The 12,287-nt window shown below is 54.9% G+C and carries 14 protein-coding genes; 8 read left to right on the top strand and 6 right to left on the bottom strand.

Going from position 1 to position 12,287, the window contains the following annotated elements:
- Positions 1 to 129: 129 nt before the first annotated feature.
- Positions 130 to 1,572, top strand: a complete 1,443-nt coding sequence (locus KGP21_RS10880; RefSeq protein ID WP_059200370.1) for a DUF2867 domain-containing protein — start codon at positions 130 to 132, stop codon at positions 1,570 to 1,572.
- A gap of 151 nt (positions 1,573 to 1,723) precedes the next feature.
- Positions 1,724 to 2,734 carry an NAD(P)-dependent oxidoreductase gene (locus tag KGP21_RS10875; RefSeq protein WP_037375026.1) on the top strand — a complete coding sequence of 337 codons (1,011 nt, stop codon included), beginning with the start codon at positions 1,724 to 1,726 and terminating at the stop codon, positions 2,732 to 2,734.
- 132 nt (positions 2,735 to 2,866) lie between these two features.
- Here KGP21_RS10875 and KGP21_RS10870 read toward each other — a convergent pair whose 3' ends face one another.
- From KGP21_RS10870 to KGP21_RS10860, 3 genes are read right to left on the bottom strand one after another with little or no spacing between them, the layout of a single operon-like run.
- Complete coding sequence (locus KGP21_RS10870) at positions 2,867 to 3,703, bottom strand: N-acetylmuramoyl-L-alanine amidase (RefSeq protein WP_223538150.1); 837 nt, start codon at positions 3,701 to 3,703, stop codon at positions 2,867 to 2,869.
- A gap of 32 nt (positions 3,704 to 3,735) precedes the next feature.
- A complete protein-coding gene (locus KGP21_RS10865; RefSeq protein WP_021804965.1) occupies positions 3,736 to 4,008 on the bottom strand; it encodes a hypothetical protein in 273 nt (90 codons plus the stop codon).
- Between the two features lie 32 nt (positions 4,009 to 4,040).
- Entirely contained in the window at positions 4,041 to 4,364 is a 324-nt protein-coding gene (locus tag KGP21_RS10860; protein ID WP_021804966.1) for a heavy metal-binding domain-containing protein, read from the bottom strand.
- 176 nt (positions 4,365 to 4,540) lie between these two features.
- Here KGP21_RS10860 and KGP21_RS10855 point away from each other — a divergent pair, with 176 nt between their 5' ends.
- From KGP21_RS10855 to KGP21_RS10830, 6 genes are all read left to right on the top strand, one after another.
- Entirely contained in the window at positions 4,541 to 5,089 is a 549-nt protein-coding gene (locus KGP21_RS10855; protein WP_223538147.1) for a lipoprotein, read from the top strand.
- A gap of 262 nt (positions 5,090 to 5,351) precedes the next feature.
- Positions 5,352 to 6,080: an arginine ABC transporter ATP-binding protein ArtP gene (gene artP / locus KGP21_RS10850; protein WP_223538516.1), complete on the top strand. Its 729-nt coding sequence runs from the start codon at positions 5,352 to 5,354 to the stop codon at positions 6,078 to 6,080.
- Between the two features lie 32 nt (positions 6,081 to 6,112).
- Positions 6,113 to 6,844 carry an arginine ABC transporter substrate-binding protein gene (artJ, locus tag KGP21_RS10845; RefSeq protein ID WP_021804969.1) on the top strand — a complete coding sequence of 244 codons (732 nt, stop codon included), beginning with the start codon at positions 6,113 to 6,115 and terminating at the stop codon, positions 6,842 to 6,844.
- Between the two features lie 9 nt (positions 6,845 to 6,853).
- Complete coding sequence (gene artQ, locus KGP21_RS10840) at positions 6,854 to 7,570, top strand: arginine ABC transporter permease ArtQ (protein WP_098927869.1); 717 nt, start codon at positions 6,854 to 6,856, stop codon at positions 7,568 to 7,570.
- A complete protein-coding gene (gene artM / locus KGP21_RS10835) occupies positions 7,570 to 8,238 on the top strand; it encodes an arginine ABC transporter permease ArtM (protein WP_021804971.1) in 669 nt (222 codons plus the stop codon). The genes artQ and artM overlap by 1 nt, the downstream gene beginning before the upstream one ends.
- A gap of 194 nt (positions 8,239 to 8,432) precedes the next feature.
- A complete protein-coding gene (locus tag KGP21_RS10830) occupies positions 8,433 to 9,167 on the top strand; it encodes an arginine ABC transporter substrate-binding protein (RefSeq protein ID WP_021804972.1) in 735 nt (244 codons plus the stop codon).
- Positions 9,168 to 9,205: 38 nt separating this feature from the next.
- Here the strand turns inward: KGP21_RS10830 and rlmC are convergent, their stop codons facing one another.
- The 3 genes from rlmC to potH form a co-directional block, all read right to left on the bottom strand.
- Positions 9,206 to 10,333: a 23S rRNA (uracil(747)-C(5))-methyltransferase RlmC gene (gene rlmC, locus KGP21_RS10825; RefSeq protein WP_223538144.1), complete on the bottom strand. Its 1,128-nt coding sequence runs from the start codon at positions 10,331 to 10,333 to the stop codon at positions 9,206 to 9,208.
- A gap of 143 nt (positions 10,334 to 10,476) precedes the next feature.
- Positions 10,477 to 11,322 carry a putrescine ABC transporter permease PotI gene (potI, locus tag KGP21_RS10820; protein ID WP_223538141.1) on the bottom strand — a complete coding sequence of 282 codons (846 nt, stop codon included), beginning with the start codon at positions 11,320 to 11,322 and terminating at the stop codon, positions 10,477 to 10,479.
- Positions 11,319 to 12,281: a putrescine ABC transporter permease PotH gene (gene potH, locus KGP21_RS10815; protein WP_021804975.1), complete on the bottom strand. Its 963-nt coding sequence runs from the start codon at positions 12,279 to 12,281 to the stop codon at positions 11,319 to 11,321. Before potH ends, potI begins: the two co-directional genes overlap by 4 nt.
- Positions 12,282 to 12,287: the final 6 nt, after the last annotated feature.

The raw sequence follows: 12,287 nt of genomic DNA, 5'->3' as shown, positions 1-12,287 counted from the left end.
GCCGCGTAGTGTGAACCGCCCTCCGTGCAGATGCAACCATTGATACCCATACATAAAGTGCATTTATCCCGCTAATTTGGCATCCTGTCGTTCATGCTCACATTAACATCAATAAACTAAGGCAGCGCAATGACCTCCCAACGTATTCTGGTTCTTGGAGCCAGCGGTTATATTGGCCAACACCTGATCCCCCGTTTGACCGAGCAGGGCCACGAAATCACCGCCGCAGCACGCCGTATAGAATGGTTGGAAGAGCAAAACTGGCCGCACGTAAGCTGCCGCTACGTGGATGTCTATCGCCCAGAAACGCTAACGGCGGCGCTATGGCAGATCGATGCCGTTTACTACCTGATCCACGGCATGGGCGATGGCGATGATTTTATCGAAAAGGAACGCCAGGCGGCGGAGAACCTGCGCGATGCCTTGCGAGGATCCAACGTTAAACAGGTTATTTTCCTTGGCGCACTGCAACCAGAGGGCAATAGCTCCCCCCACCTCATCGCCCGTAAACTGACCGGCGAAATCCTGCGTCAAAGCGGCATTCCCGTCACCGAATTGCGCGCCAGTATCGTGGTTGGCCCTGGTTCAGCCGCGTTCGAGATTATGCGCGATATGGTCTATAACCTGCCGATCCTGACGCCACCGCGTTGGGTGCGGTCAAAATCGTCCCCGGTCGCACTGGATAACCTGCTCACTTACCTGACCGAGCTACTGCAACATCCGGCGCAGGAAAACCGGATTTTTGACGTGGCCGGGCCGGAGTACATCAGTTACCAAACCCTGTTCGAGCGCTTTATCAAGATCAGCGGCAAAAAGCGCTGGCTGATCCCGGTGCCGCTGCCGACACGCTTTATCTCGGTATGGTTTATCAGCATGATCACCTCTGTGCCAACCTCGATTGCCAGCGCGCTCATTCAGGGGCTGAACCATGACTTACCTGCCGATGGCAAACCGCTGCAAGCCTTGATCCCACAGCCACTACAAACCTTTGATGAGGCCGTGAAGGAAACGCTACGCCGCGAAGACGAGGTGGTCGACTCTGCCGACTGGGGTTACGATCCTGAAGCCCGAGCCCGCTGGCGCCCCGGTTATGGTTTCTACCCCAAACATGCAGGCTGTGAGGTGGATACCCAGGCTTCCAGCGAAGCGCTATGGCACGTTGTGCAGCAGTTGGGTGGTAAAGAGGGATACTTCTACGCCAACATTCTGTGGCAAATCCGCGCCCGCATGGACGATATGATCGGCAACGGCGTCGTTTATGGCCGACCGCAGCGTGACACCCTGGAAATCGGCGATCTGGTCGATGGCTGGAAGGTGATCACCAAGAAGCCATTACGGCAGCTGGCATTGATGTTCGGGATGAAAGCTCCGGGGCTTGGCCGCCTGACCTTCAGCATCAAAGACCTGGGCGATCGCCGCCAACTCGATGTCCGCGCCTGGTGGCATCCTGCCGGTTTCAGCGGGCTGTTATACTGGTTTGTCATGATGCCTGCCCACCTGTTTATTTTCCGTGGCATGGCCAAACGGATTGCCCAATTGGCCGAAGAGTACGATAACCAGCGTCCTCATTAGTCGAATTCTCGATCAACCGCACAGTTTGCTGCTGCGGTTAGGTCCTTTCTCATTGCATAGCGCACAAAATCACGAAAGAATGGCACCTTATTTGCTGGGGCGCGCTAAAACGCCCTCAGCATCCTGATTTTTGGTGAGAACAGAGTGAGTTATGAAGGTATTGGTCACCGGTGCAACCAGTGGGTTAGGCCGTAACGCCGTTGAATATCTCCGCCGCCAAGGCATAAAAGTACGTGCCACCGGGCGCAATCAGGCCATGGGTTGCCTGCTGGAAAAAATGGGTGCCGAATTCATCCATGCCGATCTCACCAACCTGATCTCTTCACAGGCCAAAGCTATGCTGGCGGATGTCGACGTGCTGTGGCACTGCTCCGGTTTCACTTCCCCATGGGGCACGGAAGAAGCCTTCGAACTGGCCAACGTCCGCGCTACCCGTCGTTTGGGGGAATGGGCTGCGGCCTACGGTGTAGAACGGTTCATTCATATTTCGTCGCCGGCGATTTACTTTGATTATCATCATCACCGCAATGTGGATGAAGACTTCCGCCCGATTCGTTATGCCAACGAGTTTGCCCGCAGCAAGGCCGCCGGAGAACAGGTGGTGCAACAGTTGGCGCTGTCCAACCCGCAAACCCATTTCACCATCCTGCGCCCACAGGGTCTATTTGGCCCACACGACAAAATCATGCTGCCGCGCCTGCTGCATATGATCAAACATTACGGTAGCCTGCTGCTACCGCGTGGCGGGGATGCACTGGTCGATATGACCTATCTGGATAATGCGGTACACGCCATGTGGCTGGCCACAGTGAAGGAAGAGACTCCTTCTGGCCGGGCCTACAACATCTCCAACCAGCAAGCCTGCACGCTACGCACCGTGCTGCAACAGCTGATCGATGAGTTGGGCATGAAGTGCCGCATCCGCTCGGTGCCCTACCCGATGCTCGATATGATGGCTCGTGGCATGGAAAAGCTGGGCAGTAAAAGCGATAAAGAACCCGTGTTGACCCATTACAGCGTCGCCAAGCTCAATTTCGATCTGACGCTGAACACCACTCGCGCACAGCAGGAACTGGGTTATCAACCCGTGGTTTCGCTTGAAGAAGGCATTAGCCGTACCGCTCGCTGGTTGAAAGAGCACGGTAATCTGCACGGGCTATAACTAACCCCTCACCCCAACCCTCTCCCACAGGGAGAGGGAGCTGTTAGTCCCTGCACATTTGGTAGTAAAAAGATAATCTCAGCAAACTCGAACGATCCACTGTGGGAGAGCGTGAGGGCATTTCTTTTGGCGTTAGCGCATAGCTCCGTATTTGCTTAGCAACGCCTCTATAATCGCCTCGCTTTCTGCATCTGGCTCACCGCGATAATCGCTGGGCCGGAAATGCATCTGAAACGCCGCTACCAGATTCCGCTGCTGCTTGGCATCCCATGTAGGATCAACGCCATAGCCGTAGCGCGCCAGCTTTTCCAACAGTGATGCCATCGCCACCGGCTCATGCTTATCACGGCCTGCCAGGTAACGTTCCACCTCCCGCTCTTCCGGCCAGGCACCAATACCTGCCTGCGCCAGCTGTTGCCATGGGAAGAGTGGACCAGGATCCTGTTTGCGCTGCGGGGCGATATCGCTATGCCCTACGACGTCCGTCGGTTGCAGCGCGTAACGCTGTACAATATCGCGGCTAAGTTGGATCAGTAACGCAATTTGCTCTGGCGTATAAGGCTGCCAGTCTGTCTCCAGCAAGTTACGCGTAAAGCCCCGGTTGACGATCTCAATACCGATCGAGGTATCGTTCAAATTGGTACGCCCACGCCAGTTGCTGGCACCCGCATGCCAAGCTCGCAGCTCTTCGGGCACCAGTTGATACGCCACCGGTTTACCGCCCTGCAGTGGCGGATGGGCGGGCAGCAAGTAATGGGCGCTGACGTGCTCGTCCGTCAGCGTTTTCAGCGAGGAGTGAAAGTCTTCTGCGGTGTAATGCATCACCAGGAAACGAATACGCTGATCGGCCCCCGGTGCCTGATGCAGGGTTTCCAACTGATAGCTACCGTGATCCACCAGCGTGCTGGTGGATTGCTGTTGGCACCCCGTCAAAACGCCAATGGCGGCGATCCACAACCACTTGGCCACAGTATGCTCCTTTCCGCAGTGATGCGCCGCCATCAGGGGATGACCGAGTCTGGTACAGTCTCAGCCGCTTGCAAGGTTTGCATCAGCTTGCGTCTATCGTAATAACACTTGCCCCACGACGCCAGGCAGGACGCCCCTAGCGCGCCTTCAATCGAATCATAAATGGGATCGAACTCGCCGCTAAAGAAACTAAACAACACCCTTCCCAGCGTGGCGGCTCCCCCAATCAGCAACCAGGTCATCACCTGGGTTAGTTGGCTGATTTTCAGTTGCAGTTCACTGCTTCCCTGCTCGGTATTTTTCATTTCACTTCCTGGTTATCTCACGTTATCCCCGTTTAGCGGCTGACTTTTACCGCGGTGCCACTGACGCTGACCATCAGCATGGTGCTATCTTTACCCACGGTTTGATAATCGATATCGATGCCGACTACCGCGTTAGCCCCCAGTTCTTTGGCCTGCTCCTGCATCTCCTGAAAGGCCAGCTGACGTGCCTTGCGCAGCTCTTTCTCGTAGGCACCGGAACGGCCACCAACGATATCACGCACACCAGCAAAAAAATCGCGGAAAATATTGGCACCCAGAATCGCCTCGCCGGTAACTACGCCGCAATATTCGGTGATGGTAAACCCTTCCAGGGTGTGGGTAGTGGACAATTGCATCAAGAACTCCTTATAAAATCAAATCATTGCTGTGGTAGGACAGCTAATTTAAGCGGATGTTCTGTGTCACAATGGCACACAGCACCAATGCAAGGACCAAAAACGCCTTTATACTGTAGGCTAGTCCCGTGGTTTTCGGTCTTCATGGTTGAGAGACTTTTACATAAGGTTATGAGATGAAAACAAAAACGCTTGCTGTTGTTTTACCCTTGGCCCTGTTCTTAAGCGCCTGTACCAACGTCGAACCGGCCTTTAAGGATGTTGGCGTCCGCACTGGCGCCTGCGTGGACGGTGGCCCGGATACGGTAGCCCAGAAATTCTATGACCTGCGCATTCAGCAAGGCCCAAGCACCGCTCTGCCGGACAGCAGCCGTCTGGCACAGTTGCAGCCTTACCTGAGCCAGGTGCTGTATCAGGATCTGGTCAGTGCCGCTCAGCACCCTGGCAAACACGCCATCACCGGCGATCTGTTCTCTGGCAATGCCCAGGGGCCAACCAGCGCATCGGTTGCCAGCGCCTCCACCATTCCTAACACCGATGCCAAAAACATCCCGCTGCGTGTACAGCTGACCCACCAGAATGAAGGTGCCAACACAATCAACTGGCAGGACGAAGTGCTGATGGTCCGTGAAGGCACCTGCTGGGTAGTTGACGACATCCGCTTCCTCAACATCCCGCCGCATGCCGCCAGCGGTACGCTGCGTCAGGTTCTTGAGAACCAGTAACACCAAGATGGCAGCCGGGTGTATCACCTTCCCGGTTGCCAATTCCCCCCTCAGAAATGCTCAAAATTCCATCGCCCTGAGAAAAATAGCTAGCTATCTCACAGTGTGCGCGACAAATCCGCCATTCCGCCAGCGCTCACGGTATCTTCTGCTATTATTTAGTCATTCTGCGACGTACTAATAAATTTTAACTCACAAAGATTGCATAAGTATTCTGTGGAAGTTACCATTCCCGGCATCAATGTCTATTCAATTTCAGCGCATGAGTATTCAACTAAAAGATATCAACTGCTTTTATGGCGCACATCAGGCGCTGTTTAACATTACACTGGATTGCCCTGCCGGCGAGACTCTGGTGCTGCTTGGTCCAAGCGGCGCGGGTAAGAGTTCACTGCTGCGGGTGCTTAACCTGCTGGAAATGCCACGCTCTGGCCACCTGCAAATCGCGGGCAATCAGTTCGACTTTAAACAGTCACCGGGGGAGAAATCCATCCGCGAACTGCGCCAAAACGTGGGCATGGTGTTCCAGCAGTACAATCTCTGGCCACATCTGACCGTGTTGCAAAACCTGATCGAAGCGCCCTGCCGCGTACTTGGCCTGACCAAGGCACAAGCGATGGCGCGTGCCGACAAGTTGCTGACCCGGTTACGCCTGACCGATTTTGCCGACCGTTTCCCACTGCATCTCTCCGGTGGCCAACAACAGCGCGTAGCCATTGCCCGTGCGCTGATGATGGAACCTCAGGTGCTGCTGTTCGATGAACCTACGGCCGCACTGGATCCGGAAATTACCGCACAGATCGTCAGCATCATTCGCGAGTTGGCGGGCACCGGTATTACTCAGGTGATCGTCACCCATGAGGTTGAAGTCGCGCGTAAAACCGCCAGCCGCGTGGTCTATATGGAAAATGGCCATATCGTCGAACAGGGCGATGCCAGCCACTTTGCACAACCGCAAACCGTAGAGTTTGCCAATTACTTATCACACTAATAGCGATATTTGCTGTTCTCAGGGAGTTTGCGATGAAAAAACTACTAATCGCCGCCGTTCTGGCTGGCATCAGCGTTTCTGCCTCAGCAGCCGAAACTATTCGTTTCGCTACCGAAGCTTCCTACCCTCCGTTCGAATTCGTCGCGGCGGATAACAAAATCCAGGGCTTCGACGTCGATCTGGCCAACGCTCTGTGTAAAGAGATGCAGGCCGAGTGTACCTTTACTAACCAAGGCTTCGACAGCCTGATCCCAAGCCTGAAATTCAAGCGTTTCGATGCCGTGATGGCCGGTATGGATATCACCCCTGAGCGCGAAAAGCAGGTGCTGTTCAGCAAGCCTTACTACGATAACTCGGCCCTGTTTATTGCCGAGAAAGGCAAAGTGGCCGACGTGGCCGCGCTGAAAGGCAAACGCGTTGGCGTGCAAAACGGCACCACGCACCAGAAATTCCTGACCGATAAACACCCGGAAATCACCACCGTGGGCTACGACAGCTACCAGAATGCCATTCTGGATCTGAAAAATGGCCGTGTTGATGCGGTGTTCGGCGATACCGCCGTGGTTAACGAGTGGCTGAAAGAAAACGCTGCGCTGACCGCCGTGGGCGATAAAGTGACCGATAAAGACTACTTCGGTAGCGGTCTGGGCATTGCCATGCGCCTGCAAAATACCGAACTGCAGGGCAAATTCAACGCCGCCCTGGATAAAATCAAGCAGGATGGGACTTACGAAACCATCTACAAAAAATGGTTCCAGCAGTAATCATCATCCATGAATGAAATCCAACCTTTAGCTAGCGCCGCCGGGATGACCGTCGGCCTTGCAGTTTGTGCCCTGATCCTCGGCCTGATCCTGGCGATGCTGTTTGCCGTCTGGGAGTCATCCCGCTGGAAAGCGGTCAGTTGGCTCGGCACCGCCTGGGTGACCCTGCTGCGCGGCTTGCCAGAAATTCTGGTAGTGCTGTTTATCTACTTTGGCTCCTCACAGCTGCTGATGATGCTGTCCGACGGCTTCGTCCTGAACTTCGGCCTGTTCCAGTTACCGGTGCAACTGTCCATCGACAATTTCGAAGTCAGCCCGTTCCTGTGCGGCGTTATCGCCCTGGCCCTGCTCTATTCTGCCTACGCGTCGCAAACGCTGCGTGGGGCACTGAAAGCGGTGCCACTGGGTCAGTGGGAATCCGGCCAGGCTCTCGGGCTAAGCAAGACGGCTATCTTCTTCCGCTTGATCATGCCGCAAATGTGGCGTCACGCGCTGCCGGGGCTGGGCAACCAGTGGCTTGTGCTGCTGAAAGATACCGCGCTGGTGTCGTTGATTAGCGTTAACGATTTGATGTTGCAGACCAAAAGCATTGCCACCCGCACTCAGGAGCCGTTTACCTGGTATGTGATTGCGGCAGCAATCTATTTGGTTATCACCCTGCTGAGCCAGTACATCCTTAAGCGGATCGAGCTGCGCACCACGCGTTTTGAGCGGGGGCCTGCCTGATGCTTGAATTCATCCCCGAAATCCTCAAAGGCTTGCATACCAGCCTGTCGCTGACGATCGTCGCACTGATTGTTGCCTTGCTGATGTCGCTGGTGCTGACGGTGATCCTGACGTTAAAAACCCCGGTGCTAACGCAGTTGGTGAAGGTCTATATTACGTTGTTCACCGGTACGCCGTTGCTGGTACAGATCTTCCTGATTTACTACGGCCCTGGCCAGTTCCCGTCAATCCGTGAATATCCCTGGTTGTGGAACCTGCTGTCGCAACCTTGGCTCTGCGCGATGATTGCCTTGGCGCTGAACAGTGCGGCCTACACCACCCTGCTGTTCCATGGGGCGGTACGCGCTATCCCGGCGGGCCAATGGCAATCCTGTGAAGCGCTGGGCATGTCACGTAAGCAAACGCTGCGTATTCTGCTGCCGTATGCCTTCAAACGTGCCTTGTCATCCTACTCCAACGAAGTGGTTCTGGTGTTCAAGAGCACCTCGCTTGCCTATACCATTACGCTGATGGAAGTGATGGGCTATAGCCAACTGATGTACGGCCGGACTTATGACGTGATGGTGTTCGGTGCCGCTGGCATTGTGTATCTGTGCGTGAATGGCCTGCTGACGTTATTGATGCGTTTGGTTGAACGCCGCGCTTTGGCTTTTGAACGTCGTAATTGAATCAAGCCTCGCTGAACTAGCCCTGCCTTACGCAGGGCTTTTTTATGACCGAAAATAATTTTCCAGTCATTTATATTGCATAGTCATTCACTAAATGGCATTGTTATCGGCATAGCCACTCACAATGCCCTTGGGGCGTTGTCAGAAAAAAAGGTGGCGAGACAACAATCAAATTTACGACAGGAGCCGTACCGATGAAAAAGCTGTTACTTGCCGCCACCCTTCTCGCCGGGATCACCTTTAACGCTGCCGCCGCAGACACCATCCGTTTCGCCTCTTCAGCGACCTACCCGCCGTTTGAATCTCTGGATGCCAATAACCAGATCGTCGGTTTTGATATCGATTTGGCCAAGGCCTTGTGCAAGCAAATGCAGGCCGACTGCACCTTTACCAACCAGGCCTTTGACAGCCTGATCGCCGCGCTGAAATTTAAAAAATATGACGCGGTGATTTCCGGTATGGACATCACACCAGAGCGTAGCAAGCAGGTAACCTTTACCCAGCCCTATTATGCCAACTCGGCTATCGTCATTGCTCAGAAAGGCAAGTTCACTACGCTGGCGGATTTGAAAGGCAAAAAGCTGGGGATGGAAAACGGCACCACGCATCAAAAATACATGCAGGACAAGCACCCGGAAATCAATACCGTGTCTTATGACAGCTACCAAAACGCCGTGCTGGAGTTGAAGAATGGCCGTATCGATGGCGTGTTCGGTGACACTGCGGTGGTTAATGAATGGCTGAAGAATAACCCGGAACTGGCTGCCGTAGGCGAGCACGTAACCGATGCGCAGTACTTTGGCACCGGCCTGGGCATTGCCGTACGCCCGGACAATCAGGCACTACTGGCCAAGCTGAATGCTGCGCTGGACGCGATCAAGGCGGATGGGACCTACAAGGCAATCAACGATAAGTGGTTCCCACAGTAATACCCTCCGCTAGACTACTGGCCCTCACTGGAGGGCCATTATTTCCGCACCAGTAGCGTCAACACTTCGTAATGGGCAGTATGCGGGAACATATCAAATAGCTGTACACGTTCAACGCGGTAATCCGGCAGCATCGCTAAATCCTTCGCCATACTTAACGCATTACAGCTGGAATAAAGAATATAACCCGGCGCCATGCGGTTGAGATAATCACACAGCTCGTTGCCAATCCCCCGGCGCGGCGGGTTCACCAAGACCAACTCAGGAACCTCTCCCTCGGCGGTGGCAAATCGGGTCGAATCCAGCGCCTGGAAATCCACCTGCTGCAAGCCGAGGGTTTTCGCGGACTGTTTGGCACAGGCTATCGCCTCGGCGCTGATTTCAATGCCGGTCAGCCTGGTTTGCGGCTGTGCGCAATGCAACCCGAAGCCGCCAACGCCACAGAACAGATCCCACATGCTGGCGATACCTAGCGCCCGTACCCAATCCCGTGCGGTGGCATACAGCTGGCTGGCCACCTGCGGATTGGTTTGAAAAAAGCTCTGCGGGCGAATGTATAACGGCACCTGGTTGAATCGCTCTTCCAGCGCCTGCTGTTCGGTCAGCGGGATTTCATGCTCACCTTCCATGATCGCCATGTGTACTGGCTGAATATTGGCGGCGATCACCTTCAACTGCGGCAACTGTTCTTGTAACCAAGGCAAGGCCGCACGCAGTTGCGCCAGCTTGCTTTCGGAACGCAGTACAAAGCGCAGCATCAGGCCGCCGCTGAAGGTACTTTCCGTCAGTAGTAAATATTTCAGTTCGCCACGTTTGCGCGCCACGTTATAAGGCGTTAACCCGGCGCGAGGGATAAAGTCTTTTAATACCGCGAAAATTGGAGCAAAGCTGACCGGATACAACGGGCAATCACACAGGTCTACCGGCGTGCCATCACGGTGCAACATGCCAAGCAACGGCCGCTCAACGCTACCGCTGACCACCATTTTCGCCTTGTTACGAAATGCACTCTGTTCACCCGTCACCGGTTGCAACCACTGCGCGACATCGCGATCCGCCAGCAAGGATTGCAGATGATGTTGTTTTTCTTCCAGTTGCTGGGGATAAGGTTTTTCCAGCCACTGACAGGAACGGCAGGTGCCCGCCGAGTACAAAGCGCAATGCATGAATAGTAACCGTTAAATCAGGATGACCAATGAGGGCGCAGATTGTACCACCCAACGCGGATAAAAACTTACTTACCAGGCAGTAGAAGATAAAACGCCGCCTGGTCAGGCGGCGCTTAAAGCTCGATTAATCGTCAGCAGCATCAGCCACGAGCGGCCCTTTGCAGCTCACGCGCACGCTGTTTTTCCGCCCGCGCCATAAACCACCAGGCAATAAACCCGAGGATCCCAACCACCAGCAGGATCAGCGTCGCCAAGGCGTTAATCTCCGGGTTAACCCCCATCCGCACGCTGGAGAATACCAGCATTGGCAAGGTGGTAGCCCCAGGCCCGGCCACGAAGCTGGCAATCACCAGATCGTCCAACGAGAGAGTAAACGCCAGCATCCAGCCCGAGATCAGCGCCGGGGCAATCATCGGCAAGGTGATCACGGAAAACACTTTCAGCGGTGTAGCACCCAGATCCATCGCTGCCTCTTCGATCGAACGATCCAGCTCACGCAAGCGCGAACTGATAACGACCGACACATAGGCAGTACAGAAGGTGACGTGCGCCAACCAGATGGTAAACATCCCACGCTCAGAAGGCCAACCAAAGGAATGCCCCATCGCCACAAACAGCAGCAGCAGCGACAAACCGGTGATCACGTCTGGCATCACCAGCGGTGCGGTGAGCATAAAGGCAAACCCGGTCGACCCCCGGAAACGCCCAAAGCGCACCATCACCATCGCGGCAATGGTGCCGAGGATCACCGCCGCCGTGGCGGAAGCCGCCGCAATGGTCAAGCTCAGACCAACCGCGCTGATCATCGCCGAATCATGGAACAGTTCGATATACCAACGGAACGACCAACCCGCCCATACGGTAACCAGCTTGGAGCTGTTGAACGAGTAGATCACCAGCATCAGCATCGGTGCATACAGGAAGGTGAAACCAACCACCAGAATCGCTATGCGCCACGGTGAGCGCACTACCGGCAAGTTATTCATCCCTGCCCTCCCATTTCCTTGTTCTGGTGCTTGTGGAACCAGAGAATAGGTACAATCAGCAACAGCAGCATCACGGTAGCAACCGCCGAGGCGACCGGCCAGTCACGGTTATTGAAGAACTCCTGCCAGAGCACGCGGCCAATCATGATGCTGTCTGGCCCGCCGAGCAGTTCCGGGATCACAAACTCCCCCACCGCCGGGATAAACACCAGCATCGAGCCGGCAATAATACCGCCCCGCGTTAACGGCATGATCACGCTGAAGAAGGTTTTCAACGGCTTGGCCCCCAGATCCAGCGAGGCTTCAACCAGCGAGTAATCAAGACGCGTCAGCGCGGTATAAATTGGCAACACCATAAACGGCAGATAGGAATAAACGATGCCGATATATACCGCCAGATTGGTATGCAGGATCACCAATGGCTGATCGATTACCCCCAGCCACATCAGGAAGTTGTTCAACACCCCGTTGTTCTTCAGTATCCCCATCCAGGCATACACGCGGATCAGGAATGACGTCCAGGAAGGCAGGATCACCAACAGCAGCAGGATGTTGCGGGTCGACGGTTTACTGTGCGCCACCGCCCACGCCAGCGGATAGCCGATCACCAGGCAGCACAGCGTTGAAACCGCCGCGATCTGCAAGGATTGCAGATAGGCATCGATGTATAACGGGTCATCGGTCAGTTGCAGGTAGTTGGCAAAGTTCAGCGCAATATCGAGTTTGCCGTCTGCCCAACTCATCAGATCGGTATAAGGCGGTACCGCCAAAGCCAGCTCAGACAGACTGATCTTGAACACGATCAGGAACGGCAGCATAAACAGTAGCAGCAACCACAGCAGCGGCAGCGCGATCACCAGTTTGCGGCCATGGGCCATCTGCAAACGTTGGATAAACGCCTTAATCGGGCCGGGTACTCTTGCCGGAGGCTCCGGCGAACGTTCAGAAAGCAATGTCATGACAGT

This window comes from Serratia sp. JSRIV004 (assembly GCF_019968705.1).
GTDB lineage: Bacteria > Pseudomonadota > Gammaproteobacteria > Enterobacterales > Enterobacteriaceae > Chania > Chania fonticola_B.
Note: the sequence above shows the minus strand (reverse complement) of the source record. Positions and strands in the feature narration are given on the sequence as shown.

Bases quoted from the DNA above. Each gene is read 5' to 3' on its own strand.
- KGP21_RS10860 (WP_021804966.1), bottom strand. From the start codon at position 4,364: ATGCAATTGTCCACTACCCACACCCTGGAAGGGTTTACCATCACCGAA.
- KGP21_RS10830 (WP_021804972.1), top strand. From the start codon at position 8,433: ATGAAAAAGCTGTTACTTGCCGCCACCCTTCTCGCCGGGATCACCTTT.
- KGP21_RS10880 (WP_059200370.1), top strand. From the start codon at position 130: ATGACCTCCCAACGTATTCTGGTTCTTGGAGCCAGCGGTTATATTGGC.
- artP (WP_223538516.1), top strand. From the start codon at position 5,352: ATGAGTATTCAACTAAAAGATATCAACTGCTTTTATGGCGCACATCAG.
- artQ (WP_098927869.1), top strand. From the start codon at position 6,854: ATGAATGAAATCCAACCTTTAGCTAGCGCCGCCGGGATGACCGTCGGC.
- KGP21_RS10875 (WP_037375026.1), top strand. From the start codon at position 1,724: ATGAAGGTATTGGTCACCGGTGCAACCAGTGGGTTAGGCCGTAACGCC.
- artM (WP_021804971.1), top strand. From the start codon at position 7,570: ATGCTTGAATTCATCCCCGAAATCCTCAAAGGCTTGCATACCAGCCTG.
- potI (WP_223538141.1), bottom strand. From the start codon at position 11,322: ATGAATAACTTGCCGGTAGTGCGCTCACCGTGGCGCATAGCGATTCTG.
- KGP21_RS10865 (WP_021804965.1), bottom strand. From the start codon at position 4,008: ATGAAAAATACCGAGCAGGGAAGCAGTGAACTGCAACTGAAAATCAGC.
- rlmC (WP_223538144.1), bottom strand. From the start codon at position 10,333: ATGCATTGCGCTTTGTACTCGGCGGGCACCTGCCGTTCCTGTCAGTGG.
- artJ (WP_021804969.1), top strand. From the start codon at position 6,113: ATGAAAAAACTACTAATCGCCGCCGTTCTGGCTGGCATCAGCGTTTCT.
- potH (WP_021804975.1), bottom strand. From the start codon at position 12,281: ATGACATTGCTTTCTGAACGTTCGCCGGAGCCTCCGGCAAGAGTACCC.
- KGP21_RS10855 (WP_223538147.1), top strand. From the start codon at position 4,541: ATGAAAACAAAAACGCTTGCTGTTGTTTTACCCTTGGCCCTGTTCTTA.